This window comes from Streptomyces sp. NBC_00647 (assembly GCF_045207245.1).
In the GTDB taxonomy this organism is placed as follows: Bacteria; Actinomycetota; Actinomycetes; order Streptomycetales; family Streptomycetaceae; genus Streptomyces.
In genome coordinates, this window is record NZ_CP109040.1 from 7,261,309 (window position 1) to 7,280,436 (window position 19,128).

At 71.9% G+C, this 19,128-nt stretch carries 10 protein-coding genes; 8 read left to right on the forward strand and 2 right to left on the reverse strand.

Annotation, left to right across the window (positions count from 1 at the left end; genetic code table 11):
- Nucleotides 1-156: 156 nt before the first annotated feature.
- The gene (gene gabT / locus OG788_RS32075; protein ID WP_356752459.1) at nucleotides 157-1,491 is read right to left on the reverse strand and encodes a 4-aminobutyrate--2-oxoglutarate transaminase; all 1,335 of its coding nucleotides are present in this window, start codon (nucleotides 1,489-1,491) and stop codon (nucleotides 157-159) included.
- Between the two features lie 303 nt (nucleotides 1,492-1,794).
- Between gabT and OG788_RS32080 the strand changes: the two genes are divergently transcribed.
- The 3 genes from OG788_RS32080 to OG788_RS32090 all read left to right on the forward strand — a co-directional run bounded on the left by OG788_RS32080 (nucleotide 1,795) and on the right by OG788_RS32090 (nucleotide 7,507).
- Nucleotides 1,795-3,942 carry an ATP-binding protein gene (locus OG788_RS32080; RefSeq protein WP_406374704.1) on the forward strand — a complete coding sequence of 716 codons (2,148 nt, stop codon included), beginning with the start codon at nucleotides 1,795-1,797 and terminating at the stop codon, nucleotides 3,940-3,942.
- 203 nt (nucleotides 3,943-4,145) lie between these two features.
- Nucleotides 4,146-5,813 carry a PucR family transcriptional regulator gene (locus OG788_RS32085; protein ID WP_406374705.1) on the forward strand — a complete coding sequence of 556 codons (1,668 nt, stop codon included), beginning with the start codon at nucleotides 4,146-4,148 and terminating at the stop codon, nucleotides 5,811-5,813.
- A 248-nt stretch (nucleotides 5,814-6,061) separates the two neighbouring features.
- The gene (locus OG788_RS32090) at nucleotides 6,062-7,507 is read left to right on the forward strand and encodes an aldehyde dehydrogenase family protein (protein ID WP_406374706.1); all 1,446 of its coding nucleotides are present in this window, start codon (nucleotides 6,062-6,064) and stop codon (nucleotides 7,505-7,507) included.
- A gap of 252 nt (nucleotides 7,508-7,759) precedes the next feature.
- Here the strand turns inward: OG788_RS32090 and OG788_RS32095 are convergent, their stop codons facing one another.
- Entirely contained in the window at nucleotides 7,760-10,612 is a 2,853-nt protein-coding gene (locus OG788_RS32095) for a glycoside hydrolase family 3 C-terminal domain-containing protein (protein WP_406374707.1), read from the reverse strand.
- 364 nt (nucleotides 10,613-10,976) lie between these two features.
- Here OG788_RS32095 and OG788_RS32100 point away from each other — a divergent pair, with 364 nt between their 5' ends.
- The 5 genes from OG788_RS32100 to OG788_RS32120 all read left to right on the forward strand — a co-directional run bounded on the left by OG788_RS32100 (nucleotide 10,977) and on the right by OG788_RS32120 (nucleotide 19,105).
- Nucleotides 10,977-12,656, forward strand: a complete 1,680-nt coding sequence (locus OG788_RS32100; RefSeq protein WP_406374708.1) for a Tat pathway signal sequence domain protein — start codon at nucleotides 10,977-10,979, stop codon at nucleotides 12,654-12,656.
- A 26-nt stretch (nucleotides 12,657-12,682) separates the two neighbouring features.
- The gene (locus tag OG788_RS32105) at nucleotides 12,683-13,747 is read left to right on the forward strand and encodes an ABC transporter permease subunit (RefSeq protein ID WP_356752471.1); all 1,065 of its coding nucleotides are present in this window, start codon (nucleotides 12,683-12,685) and stop codon (nucleotides 13,745-13,747) included.
- Complete coding sequence (locus OG788_RS32110) at nucleotides 13,744-14,679, forward strand: carbohydrate ABC transporter permease (protein ID WP_406374709.1); 936 nt, start codon at nucleotides 13,744-13,746, stop codon at nucleotides 14,677-14,679. Before OG788_RS32105 ends, OG788_RS32110 begins: the two co-directional genes overlap by 4 nt.
- Nucleotides 14,680-14,792: 113 nt before the next feature.
- Nucleotides 14,793-16,799, forward strand: coding sequence for a beta-galactosidase (locus tag OG788_RS32115; protein WP_406374710.1), 2,007 nt, complete (start codon nucleotides 14,793-14,795; stop codon nucleotides 16,797-16,799).
- Nucleotides 16,796-19,105, forward strand: a complete 2,310-nt coding sequence (locus OG788_RS32120; RefSeq protein ID WP_406374711.1) for a glycosyl hydrolase family 95 catalytic domain-containing protein — start codon at nucleotides 16,796-16,798, stop codon at nucleotides 19,103-19,105. The genes OG788_RS32115 and OG788_RS32120 overlap by 4 nt, the downstream gene beginning before the upstream one ends.
- The last annotated feature ends 23 nt before the right edge of the window (nucleotides 19,106-19,128 follow it).

Here is a 19,128-nt window from a genome sequence, read left to right on the forward strand (position 1 = left end):
ACGGCAGGGGGTGCGGCTCCGACAGGCGGAATCGCGTCCCGTCATGCACCTCGCACACCTTCTTCACACGCTCCGACCCGGAACGCCGCAGCACCGGAACCAAGCGGAATCCGCCGTGGCGGTGTCCCGCGTTCCGGTGCTGCGGCGACGCGGATGTCAGATGCGGGAGAAGGCCTGCTCGATGATGTCGAGGCCCTCGTTGAGGAGGTCCTCGCCGATGACCAGCGGCGGCAGGAAGCGGAGGACGTTGCCGTAGGTGCCACAGGTCAGGACCAGCAGGCCCTCCTGGTGGCAGGCCTTGGCGAGCGCGCCCGCCGCCTCCGGGTTCGGCTCCTTGGTGGCGGCGTCCTTGACCAGCTCGATCGCGATCATGGCGCCGCGTCCGCGGACCTCGCCGATGATGTCGAACTTCTCGGCCATGGCACCGAGGCGGGTCTTCATGACCGACTCGATGTGCTTGGCCTTGGCGTTGAGGTCGAGCTCCTTCATCGTCTCGATCGCGCCGAGCGCACCGGCGCAGGCCACCGGGTTGCCGCCGTAGGTGCCGCCCAGGCCGCCGGAGTGCGCGGCGTCCATGATCTCGGCGCGGCCCGTCACGGCGGCGAGCGGCAGACCGCCCGCGATGCCCTTGGCGGTGGTGATCAGGTCCGGGACGATGCCCTCGTCCTCGCAGGCGAACCACTGGCCGGTGCGGCAGAAGCCGGACTGGATCTCGTCCGCGACGAAGACGATGCCGTTGTCCTTGGCGAACTGGCTGATGGCCGGCAGGAAGCCCTTCGCGGGCTCGATGAAGCCGCCCTCGCCGAGCAGCGGCTCGATGATGATCGCGGCGACGTTGTCGGCGCCGATCTGCTTGTTGATCATGTCGATGGCCTGGGCGGACGCCTCGGCGCCGGCGTTCTCCGGGCCCGTCAGCCAGCGGTAGCCGTAGGCGACCGGCACGCGGTAGACCTCGGGCGCGAACGGGCCGAAGCCGTTCTTGTACGGCATGTTCTTGGCGGTCAGTGCCATCGTGAGGTTCGTCCGGCCGTGGTAGCCGTGGTCGAAGACGACGACGGCCTGGCGCTTGGTGTACGCACGGGCGATCTTGACGGCGTTCTCGACGGCCTCGGCGCCCGAGTTGAACAGCGCGGACTTCTTGGCGTGGTCGCCCGGGGTCAGCTCGGCGAGCGCCTCGGCGACGGCGACGTAGCCCTCGTACGGCGTGACCATGAAACAGGTGTGGGTGAAGTCCTGGAGCTGCGCGGAGGCGCGGCGCACGACGGCCTCGGCGCTCGCGCCGACCGACGTCACGGCGATGCCGGAGCCGAAGTCGATGAGCCGGTTGCCGTCGACGTCCTCGATGATCCCGCCGCCGGCGCGCGTGGTGAAGACAGGGAGCACCGACCCCACACCGGCCGCGACCACGGCGGTGCGTCGGGCCTGCAGCTCCTGCGACTTCGGGCCGGGGATGGCGGTGACGACGCGGCGCTCCTGCGGAAGTGCGGTCATGAGGGGCTCCCTGATGATCTTGCGAACCGGACGGTCCCCGGCGAACGCGGGGTGGTCCGGGCGGGGGTGTTTTCGGACGCTTGCCTTCTTTCTTCGCAGGCTAGGGCCGAGGGCGGGGGGTCGGCATGCTCCATGTGGGCGTTGTCGGAGGAATCGGTTGTCCGCGGTGGACATAGAGGGGCGGAGGACCGCCCGCTCCGGCCCCGGAGCGGGCCCGGCCGCGTAAACGGTGAACTCGCCCCGCAGGGGCACTAGATTGACTCGCGGACGACGCACGGATCGGCTGGTCAGGGGGCAAGGGCGATGGACAGCGACGGGACCCAGGACGCGCGGGGCACACATGCCAATCCTGTGCCGCGTCCGGCAGGGCCGCCGGACGGGGCGGCGGCGCCGGGACCGCCGTCCGCTCCGCCCCGGCCCGCACGGGCGCCCGGGGTGCCTCCGCTGCCCGACGGGTCGGCGTTCGTGGACTGGGTGCGCGCGCCCCGGCCGGACGCGGCACTCGGCGTGTGGCGGTTCGGGCACCGGCCGCGCCCGGAGGAGGAGCCCGAGCGGATTCCGGCCCGGCAGCTGCTGAGCGGTGCCGTGATCGCCTTCCTCGTGGGATGGCTGATCTGGTCACTGCTGTGGAACGGCTACCTGGGGGGCTGGTGGGTCCTGCCCCTCGAACTGTTCACCCCGGACTCCTGGCGGCACAGCGACGACCGTGTCGGAAGCGCGTTCTTCCTCTGGTACGGCTACTACACGCTGATCGCCCTCATCATCATGATCGGCGTCGGGCGTCTGGGCCGTTGGAGTGAGGTCTGGCGCCGCTGGGGGCTTCCCGCGTGGCGGCGGGCCGCGCCGGTGAGCGAACGCCCGCCCGCCCCCGAGGACGACCCCGTCCAGTGGAACCAGCTCCGCGCGGCCGGTGGTGTCGACGCCGCCGACCGGCTCGCCGCCGAGGCCCGCTCCGGACTGATGCGCGACGTCGACCACGCCCGGATCGCGCGGGCCTGGCAGGGCGTACGCAGCGGGCGGCACAGCCTCGCCACCTTCACCGGGGCGGTGCTGAAGGACGGCTCCGCCGCCTGCCTGCACCCTTCCGGGGAGCGCGACCTGCCCGGGCGGCTCGCGCGCCACGACCTCGTCACCGGGCAGGTACGGCTCGGCACGACCGCCGACGACGCGCGCAATCCCTACGCCTACCGCGGCACCGGACTCGCCCTCGGACCCGAGCTGCTGGGCACCTCGCTGCTCGCCGTCGGGCCCCCCGGATCCGGCAAGACCGGCAGCGTCGTCTGGCCGCTCGCCGAGTCGCTGTGCCTGCACGCCCTCGCCGGGCGGGCCGCCGTGGTCGTGGTCGGTGCGGCGGGCGCCGGGCTCGGGCCCGTCGACGCGTACGACGTGGTCGTACGGATCGGGAATCCCGAGTCCGTGTACGACCTGGACCTGTACGGCGGTACCACCGACCCCGACGAGGCCGCGGCCGTGCTCGCCGAGGCACTCGTCGGTGATCTCGCCGACCCGCACCCCGGCGGCGACAGCCGGCGGTCCACCACCGTGCTCGCCCAGCTGCTCGGGCCCTTCCAGGCCGTCCACGGCAGGTTCCCGTCCGTGCCCGAGCTGCGGCAGCTGCTCGACGGAGCCCCCGGACCCCTCGGCGCGCTCCGCAGCGGCCTCGAGGACACCGGCCAGGAATCGCTGCTGCGGGAACTCGACGCCCGCGAGCGGCAGTTGGGGCACCCGGGGGACGTCGGAGAGGTGCTCGCCGACCGGGTCGCGCTGCTCGACCGGCCGGCGTTCGCCGGCTTCTTCGACACCTCGGGGCAGTCGCGGCCCTTCTCACTGCGCGCCCTCGACCATCCGGTGCGGGTCCGGATCGATCTGCCGGCCCGCGGCCACGCCGACGCCTCCCGGATTCTCGCGCGGCTGGTGCTCGCGCAGTTCACGGCCAGCGTCGCGGTACGCGAGGACCGGTCGCTGTTCGCCTGCCTCGTCCTCGACGACGCGAGCGGCGTCGTGACCCCCGAGGCCGTACGGGGCATCCAGCGGCTGCGGTCCGGCAACGCGGGAGCGGTCCTGACGCTGCGCACCCTCGACGACGCCCCCCGGCCGCTGCGCAGCCCGCTGCTCGGGGCCATCGGCTGCCGGATGGCCCTGTCCGGGCTCACCCCCTGGGACGGGCAGGACTTCGCCGAGGTCTGGGGCAAGGAATGGATCGAGGCGCGTGACGTCACCGACCGGCAGATCATCGCCGAGACGCCCGCCGGCAAGGCCGTGCACATGCTGCGCCGGGTGATCACCGGCAACGCGCCGACCGCGCGGGCCGTCACCGTGCGTCAGGTCGAGCGGGAGCGCTGGTCCGCGTCCGAACTGGCCCACGGGGTGCCGCCGGGGCACGCGGTGCTGTCGCTGACCAGCGTGAAGGGCGAGCACGCGCCCCCGCTGCTGGTGGACCTGCGGGGCTGAACGGAGCCGGTCGGAACGCGCCGCCGGGCGGTCGGTCCCGCCTCCCGGGACCTCGCCGACGGGACGCGTGGACACCGGGACCCGCTGACCAGGACGTATGGACAGGACCACACGCGGCGACCGTACGGTGAGGCAGAATCGACACAGGCCGTTCATACGCGGCGGACAAAAGATCACAGAGATCACACAGACCTGAAGGCCTCATGCCCCCCACGCTCGCCTCGCTCGTCCACCACTCCGCGCTCAAGCTCACGGTGCGCGCGGGCGAGGAGCGCCTGGACGTGCCCGTCCGCTGGGCACACGTCAGTGAGCTCGCGGACCCCGTGCCGTACATGGAGGGCGGGGAACTGCTGCTGATCACCGCGCTCAAGCTGGACGCGGACGATCCCGAGGTCATGCGGCGCTATGTGAAGCGGCTGGCCGGTGCCGGAGTCGTCGGGCTGGGCTTCGCCGTCGGGGTCAACTACGAGGAGATCCCGAAGGCGCTCGTCGACGCGGCCGAGGAGGAGGGGCTGCCCCTCCTCGAAGTGCCCCGGCGCACCCCCTTCCTCGCCATCAGCAAGGCGGTGTCCGCCGCCATCGCGGCGGATCAGTACCGGGCCGTCACCGCCGGATTCGCGGCACAGCGCGAACTCACCAAACAGGCGCTGAGCGACGGGCCGGAGGGACTGCTCGCCGCGCTCGCCGGACAGGTCGACGGATGGGCGGCGCTCTACGACGCGTCCGGCGCCGTCGTCGCCACCGCGCCGGACTGGGCGGGCCGCCGCGCCGCGCGGCTCACCCCGGACGTGGAGCGGCTGCGGGAGCGGCCGGCGCCCGCGAGCTCGGTGGTGGGCGGGGAGGACCGCGTCGAACTCCACTCCCTCGGAACGGGACGCAGGCCGCGCGCCGCGCTCGCCGTCGGGACCGCCGGAGCCCTCGGCACCGCCGAGCGTTACGCCGTGCACTCGGCGATCGCCCTGCTGACGCTCACCACCGAGCGGTCGCGATCCCTGCACGCCGCCGAGCAGCGGATCGGGGCGGCCGTGCTCGGAATGCTGCTCGCCGGGGAACCCGACCACGCCCGGGCCGTCGCCGGTGACCTCTACGGCGAACTGCTCGACGCGCCCTTCCGGCTGATCATCGCCGAGTCGGTGTCCGCCTCGGCCGGGCGGGCGCACGCCGACGGGCACGCGCGCGTGGGGGCCGCCGCGCCCGCGAAGACCCCGGTCGCCGTGCCCGACGTCAACGGCGATCCGCTGGGCGGCCTCGCCGAGGTCGTCGAATCCGCCGCCGCGCGTGCCGGGGAGTCCGTGCTCGTCGTGCCCGACGGGGAGCGGCTGGTCGTCCTCGCCGTGGACGGGGGCGCCGCGGTCGCCGCCTGCGGGGACTACGCCGTGGTGCTGGAGGCGGCGCGGACCGCCCCGCGCGAGCAGCCCGCCGGGGCCACCGGGGACGAGGACGAACTCGTCGTCGGGCTCTCGGCACCCGCCGGTCCGATCGCCGCCCGTGCCGCCTACAAGCAGGCCGAACAGGCCCTGTCCGTCGCCCGGCGGCGGGGCCGGTTCCTCGTCGAGCACGAGGAGCTGGCCGCCGGGTCCGTGCTGCCGCTGCTCGCGGACGACGCGGTGCGGGCCTTCGCGGACGGGCTCCTGCGGGCGCTCCACGAACACGACGCCACCGGACGCGGAGACCTGGTCGCCTCGCTGCGGGCCTGGCTGTCGCGCCACGGCCAGTGGGACGCGGCGGCCGCCGACCTGGGGGTGCACCGGCACACACTGCGCTACCGGATGCGCAGGGTCGAGGAGATCCTCGGACGCTCACTCGACGACGCGGACGTCCGCATGGAACTCTGGCTGGCCCTGAAGGCCACGACCGCACCGGGGGAGTGAGCCCGGCCCGCCGCGGACGCATTCCTGAACCCTGGCCGGCTAGGACAGGGGCGAGGCGCTCGGCACGGGACACGGCGACCCCGGCCTTCGGATACGGATCACCGGGCGATCAGGCCAATCCGGCGTACCCCGCTCCCCGACTGCTACGCGCCGGACAAACGACCCGCGGTGGTCCCGGCCCTACCGTGGACGGGAAAGCGCAAGACCACCAGAAACACCCCTCGACATGGAAGGGCCGGGACTCGCACATGACTTCCCCCCACGCCTTCTGGCTCGCCGGCCGCCAGGCCACCGGTGAGACCACGTTCGACGTCACCTCGCCGTGGGACGGCCGGGTCGTCGGTCAGGTCAGCGTGCCCACCGAGGCGCAGGTCGAGGAGGCCGTGGCCGCGGCCCACGCCGTGCGGGACGAGTTCGCCGCCACGCCGGCCCACGTGCGCGCCGCCGCCCTCGATCACGTCTCGCGCCGCCTCGCCGAGCGCACCGAGGAGATCGCGCAGCTCATCTCCGCCGAGAACGGCAAGCCGATCAAGTGGGCCCGTGGCGAGGTCGGCCGCGCGGTGTCCGTGTTCCGGTTCGCCGCGGAGGAGGCCCGCCGTTTCAACGGCGGCGAGGCCCAGCGCCTCGACACCGACGCGGGCGGTCAGGGCCGGCTCGCCCTCACGCGCCGCTTCCCCAAGGGTGTCGTCCTCGGTATCGCGCCCTTCAACTTCCCGCTGAACCTGTGCGCCCACAAGGTCGCCCCGGCCATCGCCGCGGGTGCCCCGATCATCCTGAAGCCGGCGCCCGCGACCCCGCTCTCCGGACTGATCATCGGTGACCTGCTGGCGGAGACCGACCTTCCGGCCGGTTCGTGGAGCATCCTGCCGGTCGCCAACGAGCGGATGCCCGCCCTGGTCCAGGACGAGCGGCTTCCGGTCATCTCCTTCACCGGGTCCGAGACGGTCGGTTACGCGATCATGGACTCGGTGCCGCGCAAGCACTGCACCCTGGAGCTGGGCGGCAACGGCGCGGCCGTCGTCCTCGCCGACTTCGCGAGCGACGCGGACCTGGACTGGGCCGCGACCCGCATCGCGACCTTCTCCAACTACCAGGGCGGCCAGTCCTGCATCTCGGTGCAGCGCGTGATCGCGGACGCGTCGGTGTACGAGCGGCTGCTGCCGCGCATCGTCGCCGCCGTCGAGGCGCAGGTCACCGGCGACCCGTCCGACGACACGACGGACGTCGGCCCGCTGGTCAGCGAGGCCGCCGCCCAGCGCGTCGAGTCCTGGGTGGACGAGGCCGTCGCGGCCGGCGCCACGCTGCTCACCGGCGGCAAGCGGGACGGTGCCTCCTACGCGCCGACCGTGCTCGCCGACGTGCCGGCCGATGTCACGATCTCCTGCGAGGAGGTCTTCGGGCCGGTCCTCACCGTGCAGAGGGTGGAGGGCGAGGCCGCCGCGTTCGCCGCCGCCAACAACTCCAAGTACGGCCTGCAGACAGGTGTGTTCACGCACGACCTGCAGACCGCCTTCCGTGCCCACCGCGCGCTGGAGGTGGGCGGTGTCGTGATCGGCGACGTGCCGTCCTACCGCGCCGACCAGATGCCGTACGGCGGTGCGAAGCAGTCCGGTGTCGGCCGCGAGGGCGTCAAGTTCGCGATGGACGACTACACCTACGAGCGTGTGCTGGTGCTCACGGGTCTTGCCCTCTGACGGCGGACCTTCCCGAAGCCGACGGCCCGAGCCCGCTGTGCGGGGGCTCGGGCCGTCGGCGTATCGGGACCTGACCCCGTCGCGGGAAGGCTCCGGCCGTCGCGCCACAGCAAGGCTTCGGCCGTCGGCATGCCGGGACATGACCGAAAACGGCATGTCTAGTGACAATCGTTTTCAGATAACGTCACCGATGAAGGGGCCCGGCACCGATGCCTTCCGGTGCCGGACCCCTGCGCCGCCTCCTCCGGACCCTCAGCCGGAGAAGCCGACGTGCGCGAGCCGTATTGGGCCGCGCAGTCTGAGGTGGACGTCGTGCACACCGTCGGCGCTGAACGCCGTGGCGACGGTGCGGTAGTCGTAGGCCCCCCGCGTCGCGACCCGCGGGAGTTCGGCGACCGGCGGGCCGCCGTTCAGGGAGAGTTCCACGACACCCTCGCCCGCCGCCTCTGCGGTGATCCGAGTGGCGCCCTCGCCGAAGTCGCAGCCCCGGTAGACGAGTTCGCCCGTGCCGCCGTCCACCGGGGTCACCGCGTCGCCCGCCGTCTTCGTACGGTCGACGATGACGGTGTCCCGCTGTTCGTCGAAGTCGGCCGCGTCCAGGCCGCGTTCGCGGACCGGGCGGGGCGCACCCGGCTCGCCCTCGAGCTCGACGGTCGCGCTGAGCCGGATGTCCTCGCTGGACGCGCCGACCAGCAGCTCGTACGCGCCCGCCTCCAGGCGTCGGCGGCCGTGCGCCACGTCCCAGAACTCGAGGTCCGAGAGGGGGAGTTCGAAAGAGATCACCGTCGAGGCGCCAGGAGCGAGCCGGAACCTGTGGTGTCCCGCCAGCTCGCGGCGCGGGCGGGGCACGGACGGGGCGACCGCGCGGGTGTAGAGCTGGACCACCTCGTCGGCGGTCACCGCCGAGGTGTTGGTGACGGTGCAGGAGACCGTCAACGCGTCGGCGTTCCGCCCGACCTGGAGATCCGCGTAGGCGAACGAGGCGTACGACAGGCCGTGTCCGAAGGGGAACAGGGGAGTGCCCTCGAAGTAGAGATAGGTCTGCCGGCTGCCGATCACGTCGTAGTCGAACAGGCGGGGCAGGTCGTCGTCCCCGGCGTACCAGGTCTGCGGGAGGCGGCCCGCGGGTGAGACGTCACCGGCGAGGACGCGGGCCAGCGCGGTGCCGGCCGCCTGGCCGCCGTGCGCGGTCCACAGCACGGCGGGCAGCTCGGCGTGGTCGACCGCGTACGGGTAGGCGGAGACCAGGGCCAGCGCCGTGTCCGGGTTCGCCGCGCGGGCGGCGCGCAGCAACCGCTCCTGATGAGCGGGCAGCCGCAGCGTCGTACGGTCCTCGGTCTCACGGCCGTTGATGTGCGGGTCGTTGCCCGCGACGACGACGACCACGTCGGCCGAGGCGGCGGCCCGGGCCACCGCGTCCTCGCCGCGCTCGCCGAACTCCAGCTCGAAGATCTCGGCGTTCCCGGGCTCCTCCTCGGCAACCTTCACGCCGTCGGCGGCGACAGAGACGTACCTGCCCGTCCCCAGGTGCTTCAGGAGGTGGCCGTTCTCATGGGATGCGGAGGGTTCCAGGCGGAAGGTCTCCTGGACGACCCAGCCGCCCGGCTGGTCGGCGGAGGCGCGGACGAAGCCGTCGTCGGCGACCGAGAGGAACCGGCCGTCGGGGGCCCGCAGGGTGAGGACGCCCTCGCCCCAGTCGATCAGCGCCAGCTCGGTGCCGACGGTGTCGGCCGTCAGCGGGTGCAGGTCCGTGCGGCCCGCGAGCAGGGCCGGGTCGAGGGCGCCTTCGGCCCCGCGCGTCCCACCGGACCCGCCGTCGTCGGCGGGCACCGCGAGGTACCCGCCGGACGACGTCCGCAGGCGTACGCGGTCCACGCCCTCGGCGAAGTCCACGCGCTCGGCGCCGAAGCGCTCGTACAGGCCCTCCAGCGGGGTCGAGCGGTGGATCAGCGTGCCGCTGTACCAGTCGAGCTTGCACTCGTCGGCGAGCAGGCCGACGACGGCGACGCGGACGCCGGGGCCGAGCGGCAGCAGACCGTCGTTCTTGAGGAGGACGACCGCCTGCTCCGCTGCCTCCCGGGCGAGTGCGCGGTGGGCGGGCGTGTCGAAGTCCTTGGTGTCGGCGTACGGGTCGAGGTGCGGGTCGAACTCGCCCAGCCGGAAGCGCACGGAGAGCTGGCGGCGGACCGCCGCGTCGATGTCGGCCTCGCTCAGCAGGCCCCGCTCCAGGGCGCCCCGGACGCGCTCGGCGATCCGCGAGCCGTCCGTGCCGTGGTCGGTGAAGCTGTCGACGCCGGCGCGGAGCGCCGCGGCGGTGGCCTCCTCGTGGGTGTCGAAATAGTGCTCGGAGTCGACCAGGTTGGAGGGCGCGCCCGCGTCCGAGCACACCAGCATCTCCTGGCCGGTCCAGGTGCGCAGGTGCTCGCGCAGATACGGCGAGACGTGGTTGGGGCGGCCGTTGACCAGGTTGTACGCGGGCATCACGCCGGCGACCGCGCCGGCCTCGACGGTCTCGCGGAAGGCGCGCAGATCGTACTCGTGCAGCACGCGCGGGCGGACGGACGAGGACGAAGTGTCCCTGCTCGTCTCGTTGTTGTGCGCGAGCCAGTGCTTGAGGACGGGCGCCGTACGCCAATAGGCCGGATGGCCGCCGCGCAGCCCGCGGGTGTACGCGGTGGCGATGGCGGAGGTGAGCCCCGGGTCCTCCGAGTAGCCCTCCTCGTTGCGGCCCCACAGCGGGTGGCGGAGCAGATTGACCGTGGGGGACCAGACGTTGAGGCCCACGCGGTCGTCGAGGGCGCGCATCGCGCGGACCTCCGCGGAGACGGCCTCGCCGATCCGGCGCACGAGAGCTTCGTTCCAGGTCGCGCCGAGCCCGACGGCCTGCGGGAACACCGTCGCCGGACCCATCCAGGCGACCCCGTGCAGCGCCTCCTGGCCGGTGCGGAAGGCCCGCACCCCGAGTCGCTCCACGGCGGGCGCGAACTGGTGCAGGAACGCGATCCGTTCGTCGAGGGTGAGCCGCGCCAGCAGGTCGTCGATGCGCTTCGCGAACGGCAGGCTCGCGTCGCGGAAAGGCGGCATGGGTGGCGTCTGTGCGGTCACGTGGCGATCCCTTTGCGATGGAGCGGCGAGAGGCACTTTCGAAGCGCTTCGATGCTCGATCGAACGAGGGGTGGGTGTCAAGACACCCGGGCGCAACAACTCCGTTTCCCGGCAGTGATGTCAAGTGCCAGGCGGAAGAGCCTGGTTGGGTGACCCCTCCGAGGAATCTTGGGATCGACCCTTGTGCACCCCCAGGCGTTCACTTAACCTCGCAGCAACATCGAAGCGCTTCGACTGTGGGGCTTCCCTCTCGGAGGGCACAGTCCTCCGATGACCGCTTCGGCTCAGCCGGATCCACTCAAGACACCGCAGCCGACGGCCCCACCGCCGGGTGTCCTGCTGTGCGCCATGAAGGGTTGACGCAATGACGCCGAACTCCGCCACCTCCGCCCCCAGCCGGAGAAGCTTCCTCGCCTCCACGGCGGTCGCAGCGGCCGCCGTGGCCGGCGGAATGCCCCTGCTCGCCGCCTGCGGCGGCGGACAGGACGGCAAGAAGGACGGCACCACCTCGGGGAAGGACGCCCAGAAGATCCTTCCGACGTTCGTGGCGTCGAGCGTCGTCACGCCCGACCTTCCGTCGAAGAACGGATCGGCGGCGGGCTTCACCGCGGCGATCGACCTGACCGCGCTGAAGACGTCCGTCCCGAAGAAGCTGGGCGGCGGCAGCGACCTGAAGATCATGTCGCCGTTCTGGGGCAGCCCGCCGGCCGGCGACAACGCGTACTACACGGCCATGAACGAGGCCATCGGCGTCAGGGCCACCTGGCAGAACCAGGACGGCAACACCTACGACGAGAAGCTGGGCGCGATCCTCGCCTCCAGCGACATCCCGGACGTGGTGGTCGTCCCGGGCTGGAACCTGAACGGCAAGATACCCAGCGCCATCAACGCCAAGTTCGCCGACCTCGGGCCGTACCTGTCCGGCGACAAGGTCAAGGACTATCCGAACCTCGCGGCCGTACCGACCGACGCCTGGCAGCGTTCCATCTTCGGCGGCCAGTTGCGCGCGATCCCGATGCCGGCCTCCTACGTCACGAACATCGCGCCCTTCTACCGCAAGGACATCTTCGCCAAGAAGGGCTACACCCTGCCCAAGTCGCCCGACGAGTTCCTGTCCTGGGCGAAGGAGGCCACCGACGCCAAGGCCAAGGTGTGGGCCTGCGACGACCTCAAGTGGACGGCCTTCAACATCTACGGCGTCCTCAACGGCAGTGACAAGGCGCTGTGGTGGGACCTCCGGGACGGCAAGCTGGTCAACCGGATCGAGACCGACGAGTACCTCGAAGCCCTGGAGTGGACGCGCAAGCTGTACGCGGCGGGCGTCGTCCACCCCGACGCCCGGGCCGTCAAGGGTGACGCGTCCAACCGATTCACCGCGGGCCAGTCCCTCGTCTTCAACGGCGACCTGTCCTACTGGTACGGCTCGACGGCCGAACAGCGCACCCAGAAGACGGACTTCGAGATGGGCGCGTTCGACATCTTCGGCCCCGACGGCGGTGACCCCACGCTCTGGGCCACCCAGCCCGCGGGCATCTTCACCTTCGTCAGCAAGAAGGCGTCCAAGCGGCAGATCAAGGACTTCCTCGCGCTCGCCGACTTCTGCGCGGCGCCGTACGGCACCAAGGAGTACATGCTCACGGTGTACGGCGTCGAAGGCACCGACTACACGCTCAAGGACGGCCTCCCCACCAAGACCACCAAGGGCACCAACGAGGTCAACGGCGCCTACGACTACACCGGTGACCCGGCCGCCTACCTCGCCCACCCCGATCTGCCGGAGATCGCCAAGCTCCAGGTCGAGTGGCAGCAGCGCATGGGCGCCTTCACCAAGAAGTCCTCCTTCTACGGCCTGACGATCACCGAGCCCAACCGGTGGACCAACCTCGCCAACGACTTCGAGCAGCTGGAGGACGACATCGTCCGGGGCCGCAAGAAGGTCGGCGACATGCAGCAGGCCGTCGCGGACTGGAAGCAGAAGGGCGGCGACGACCTGCGCGCCTGGTACAAGAAGCTGCTCGACGACAACGGCTCCGCGGCCAAGTGACCCAGGGCTGAGGCAAGGAGAAGGCCGTGTCGAACAGCACGGTGCCTCGGAGCAGGGCCGGGGCACAGGCGGGCAAGAGGAGCCCGGACGGGAGTCCGCCGGACCGCGCCGCAGGGCGCGCCGCCCGGCGGAGGGCAGGCCGGCGGACCGGACAGGGCGCCGGAAAGCTGAGCTTCCGGCTGCGGTTCCGACGCGACCGCACCCTGATCCTGATGACCCTGCCGGCTGTCGCGTTGGTCCTCGTCTTCACCTACATACCGGTCCTGGGCAATGTCGTCGCCTTCCAGGACTACGACCCGTATCTGAGCGACAACGGCTTCGTCGCGATGTTCGAGAGCCCCTGGACCGGCCTGGAGAACTTCCAGCGGATCTTCGCGGACTCGGCCTTCTGGCACGCCGTCCAGAACACCTTCGTGCTGTTCTTCCTCCAACTGGTGCTGTACTTCCCGATCCCGGTCCTGCTCGCGCTGCTCATCAACAGCGTGGTCAGGCCCCGGGTCCGGGCGGTCGCCCAGGCGGTCATGTACCTCCCGCACTTCTTCTCCTGGGTCCTCGTCGTCACCGTCTTCCAGCAGATCTTCGGCGGGGCGGGCATCATCGCGCAGACCCTGCGCCAACACGGGCACCAGGGCATCGACCTGATGACCGACCCGGGGATCTTCAAGTTCCTGGTGACGGCCGAGGGCGTCTGGAAGGACGCGGGCTGGGGCATCATCGTCTTCCTCGCGGCCCTGTCGGCCGTCTCGCCCGACCTGTACGAGGCCGCCGCCATGGACGGAGCCGGGCGCTGGCGGCGGATGTGGCACGTCACGCTGCCCGCCCTGCGCCCGGTGATCGCCCTGCTCCTGGTCCTGCGTGTCGGCGACGCGCTCACCGTCGGCTTCGAGCAACTCCTGCTCCAGCGCGACTCGGTGGGCCCCGGCGCCTCCGAGGTCCTCGACACCTACGTGTGGTGGAACGGCATCCGCAACCAGGACTTCGGATACGCGGCAGCCGCCGGACTCGTCAAGGGTGTCGTCGGCCTGGGGCTCGTCCTGACCGCCAACAAGGTCGCCCATCTCATGGGTGAGCAGGGGGTGTACAAGAAATGACCGCCGTGACGTACGAACCGCGTGACAAACCCGGCCGCTGGTCGGCGCCGCCCCGGCCGCCCTGGGAGGAGGAGCCGTCGAAGGCCGGCCTCGCGGGCAAGGGGCTGATCCTCACCCTGGCCGCCCTCGCGATCCTCTTCCCGCTCTGGATCGTCATCGTCACCAGCCTCCAGTCGAAGAAGACCATCGACGCGGCGGGCGGCCTGGTGGTCATCCCCAAGGGCGTCACCTTCATCGCCTACCAGGAGCTGCTCACCGGCGGCCAGGTGCAGCGCGCCGCGCTCGTCAGCGTCGGCGTGACCCTGGTCGGCACCCTGTTCAGCATGGCGGTCTCGGTCCTGTGCGCCTACGGGCTCTCACGCATCGGGTCGCTCGGCCACCGCTGGTTCCTGATGCTGCTGCTCGCCACGATGTTCTTCGGCGCCGGACTCATCCCCACCTATCTGCTGGTGCAGGCCCTCGGCCTCACCGACAGCTACCTTGCGCTGATCCTCCCCAGCGCGGTCAGCGTCTTCAACATCCTGGTGCTGCGCGCGTTCTTCATGGGCATCTCGCCCGAACTCGTCGACAGCGCCCGCATCGACGGCGCCGGCGAGTGGCGCGTCCTGTGGCAGATCGTGATGCCGCTCTCCCGCGCGGTCCTCGCGGTGATCTCGCTGTTCTACGCGGTCGGCTACTGGAGCGCCTGGTTCAACGCCTCCATCTACCTGACCGACCAGGACATGATGCCGCTCCAGAACGTCATGATCCAGCTGGTGCAGAAGCAGGAGCGTCCCGTCGGACTCGCCACACAGATCAACACCGGCCAACTGTCGCCGCTCGCCATCCAGATGGCCGTCATGGTGATGGCGCTGCTGCCGGTGGCGGTCCTCTCGCCCTTCGTCCAGCGGCACTTCAAGAAGGGCATGCTCACCGGGGCAGTCAAGGGCTGACCCCGGCCGCCCCCGTGCCCCTCGCTCCGCCGCACCCCTCCGCTCGCCGCGGCCGACCTGCTCCTGACCAGCGGTCGGCCGCGGCGGTCCACTCCCCCCGATCGAGGTAGGTCATGCGCACGCCCAGCGGAACCGGTCCTGAGTCCGGGCGGCCGACTCTGAGCGACGCCACCTGGGGACGCATCCTCTTCGGGGGCGACTACAACCCCGAGCAGTGGCCCGAGGAGACCTGGCACGAGGACGTACGCCTCATGAAGGAGGCCGGCGTCAACTCCGTCACCCTCGGCGTCTTCTCCTGGGCCAAGCTGGAACCACGCCCGGGAGCAAGGGAGTTCGGCTGGCTGGACCGGCTGATGGACCTGATGCACGAGAACGGCATCGGCGTCGTGCTCGCCACCCCCACCTCCGCGCCACCCCCCTGGATGGGACGGCTGCACCCCGAGACGCTGCCCCGGGACGAGGACGGCCGCACCGAATGGTGGGGCTCCCGGCAGCACTTCTCGCACTCCAGCGCCGTCTACCGCCGCTGTGCCGCCGCCATCACCGAGGACCTGGCGGCCCGCTACGCGAACCACCCCGCTCTCACGATGTGGCACATCAACAACGAGTACTGCACCTTCGACTACGGCGACGAGGCGGCCGCCGCCTTCCGCCGCTGGCTCCAGGACCGGTACGGCACCCTCGAAGCCCTCAACACGGCCTGGGGAACGGCCTTCTGGAGCCAGGGATACGACGGCTGGCCCGAGGTGCTGCCGCCGCGTCACGCGCACTACATGAAGAACCCGACGCATGTGCTCGACTTCAAGCGGTTCACCTCCGACATGCTCCTGGAGTGTTACACCGCCGAGCGGGACATCGTCCGCCGCCACAGCCCGCGTATACCGGTGACCAGCAACTTCATGCCGATGTGGGCCGGCCAGGACGCCTGGCGGTGGGCCGCCGAGGAGGATGTCGTCTCGGTCGACCTCTATCCGGACCCGCGCGACCCCCTCGGCGCGCAGAACGGCGCGCTCGTCCAGGACATGACGCGCTCCCAGGCCGCGGGCGGACCCTGGATGCTCATGGAACAGGCGGCCGGAGCGGTCAACTGGCGCGGTGTGAACCACCCCAAGCCGCGCGGCCTCAACCGACTGTGGTCGCTCCAGGCCGTGGCGCGCGGCGCCGACGCCGTCTGCTACTTCCAGTGGCGGCAGTCCCGGCAGGGTGCGGAGAAGTTCCACTCGGGGATGATCGGCCACGCGGGGGAGCGGGGCAGGACCTTCCAGGAGATCAAGGAGATCGGCGCCGAACTCGCGCGGATCAGCGCCCATGTGACGGGTGGTCATGTCCTTTCGGACATTGCGATCCTGCACGACTGGAACTCCTGGTGGGCGGGAGCGCAGGACGGCCGGCTGTCCTCGGAGGCCGACTACGCGGAGGTCGTACGGGCCTGGCACCGCGCCCTGTGGGAGGCCCATCTCACCACCGCGTTCGCGCATCCCGAGCACGACCTCTCCGCCTACCGGATGGTCGTCGTGCCCCAGCTGTACCTGCTCACGGACGCGGCGATCGACAACCTCCTCGCCTACGCGCGATCGGGCGGGACGCTCGTCTGCGGCTTCCTCACCGGCGTCGCCGACGAGGACGACCGGGTACGGCCGGGCGGCATGGACGAGCGGCTGCGCGAGCTGTTCGGCATCCGCACGCTGCACGAGTGGTGGCCGCTGGACGCGGGAGAGACCGTGGCGTGCGACGGCTTCGCGGGCACGCTCTGGTCCGAGGAGATCGAGCCGGACGGGACAGGGGCCGTCGAGACCCGTTACAGGGGCGGCGAGCTGGAAGGACTGCCGGCCGTGCTCCGCAAGGGCACCGCCCGGTACCTCTCCACCCTTCCCGAACCGGCGGCCCTGCGTGAACTGCTGGCCGGCGCGGCGCACGGCGCGGGCGTCCGGCCGGTGCTCGACGGACTGCCCGACCGGGTCGAGGCCGTCCGGCGCGGCGATCTGCTCTTCCTGCTCAACCATGGGCGCGACGCGGTGACCGTCGAGATCCCGGGCAGCCACCGCGACCTGCTCGGCGGAACTGCCTTCACCGACTCCGTACGACTGGAGCGCCACGGAGCGGTGGTGCTCGCCCGATGACGGACCACGTCCGCGCCGACGGCGCCCCCCGTGGCGACGCCCGCGGCGAAGACACTGCCACCGCCGCCACCCGGACGGACGGCGCCCGTACCGCGGCCCCCGTCCACGGCACCTGGGAACCCCGGCCCGCCGCCCGCTGGGAGGACGCTTTCCTGAGCGGGAACGGCACACACGGCGCCATGGTGTTCGGCGATCCGAACGACGATCGGTTGATCGTCAACCATCACCGCCTGATCCGTCCGAACGGCAGCGCGGACGCCCGCCCGCCCGAGCTCGCCGACCGCCTCACCGACGTACAGGACCGACTGCTGGCCGGAGACGTGACCGCCGGGGAGGACTTCACCGACGGACGGCCGCTGCTGTGGGTGCAGCCCTTCCACCCCGGCTTCCAGGTGCGGCTGAGCCGCCCGGCCGTGCGGTGGCGCGCCTACCGGCGGGAGGCGGACTTCAGCACCGGCGTCGTCCGCGCCCTGTGCGACGACCGGCGCAGCGAGGTCTTCGTCTCACGAGCCGACGACGTGATCGCGCAGTACGTGACCGCCCCCGATCTCACCCTCGACGTGACGCTGGACCACCGGCTGCCGGGCGCGCCGGCCGACCTCGCGGTGGGACACGGAGCCGTCCTCACCCCCGAGGGCGCCCTCCTCACCCTGCGCGCCCGCTATCCGGCCGCTGACCTGGGGTACACAGGGGTCACGCTCCTCGTCACCGACGGCCGGACCCGTCCCGCCCTCCCCGGCGTACGGGTCCGGGGCGCCCGCTCGATGCTGCTGCTCACCCGGGTGCGCCGGCACCCGGGGGAACCGGACGTTCTCGCCGAGGCCCGCGCGCTGCGGGAACTGCTGCCCGAGGCCGGCCATGCCGAGGACGTCGCCGAGCGTGCCTACGCCCACCTGCTCGCCCGCCACACCGCCCTGCACGGGGCCGCCTACCTCCGAGTCACCCTCGACCTGCACGCCGACCCTTCCGAACGGGCCCTTCCCGGCTCGGAACTGGTCCGGCGCCCGAAGAGCCCCGCCCTCCTGGAACGGCTCTTCGCGGCCGGCCGCCACCACCTGCTGTCCTCGGCCGGGACGCTGCCGCCCCGGCTGACCGGGCTCTGGACCGGCGACTGGGACACCGCCTGGTCCGGGGCGTTCACCACGGACGCCAACCTCAATCTGCAGACCGCCTCGGCCGCCGCGGCCGCGCTCCCCGAGGTCACCGAGGCTCATGCCGCCCTGATCCAGGACCAGTTGCCCGACTGGCGGGACAACGCCCGGGCGGTCTTCGGCGCACGCGGTGTCGTGGCCCCCGCCCACACCGACGGAGAGTCCGGCCACATCTATCACCTCAGCCGCGCCTACCCGCTGCACGTGTGGACCGCAGGCGCCGACTGGCTGCTCAAGCCCCTCGTGGACCACGACGAGACCTGCGGCCGACGCGACCCGCGCCTCGCCGTCGCACTCGCCGAAGCGGCCCGCTTCTACGAGGACTTCCTGACCCGGACCGACGACGACGGCCACCTGGTGATCGTGCCGTCGTACTCCCCGGAGAACCGTCCCGCGAACGCCGGATGGATCACCGTCAACGCCGCCATGGATGTCTCGGCGGCCCGGCACGCCCTGCGCACGGCCGCCTCGTACCACCCGGGACCCGACGCGGAGCGCTGGCGCGCGCTCGCCGACCGGCTGCCGCCGCACCGGATCAACGCCGAGGGCGCGCTGGCCGAGTGGGCCTGGCCCGGACTCGACGACAGCTACGACCACCGGCACCTCAGCCACCTCTACGGGGTCTGGCCGCTCGACGAGATCAACCCGTACGACACCCCCGAGCTCGCCGCCGCGGCCCATCGGGCCCTCGAACTGCGGGGCGCCGAGAACGACTCGGCGCACGGTCACCTCCACCACGCCCTGGTGGCCGCCCGGCTCGGGGACGCGGAACGCGTGGCGGGCGCTCTCGACAACGTCCTGGCCGGTGACTTCTTCCACGTCTCCCTGATGAGCGGCCACTACCCGAACCGGCACGTCTACAACGCCGACGCGGCCCACACACTGCCCGCCGTGCTCATCGAGGCGCTGATCCACTCCACGCCGGAGCGGCTCGTCCTGCTCCCCGCGCTGCCGGCCGCCCTCCCGAGTGGCGAACTCCGCGGCATCCGGACGAGGTTCGGCGCCGAGGCCGACCTCACCTGGACCCCCGACGGTGCCACGGCCGTCCTGCGACCGGGCCGCACCTGCCGCATCGAACTCCGGACTTCCGCCGGCGCGCGACCGCTCTCCCTGAGCGCCGGAGAAGACCGCGTCCTCACCCTGGGGCCGCGGTAGACCCCCGCACTTCCCCCCACCCA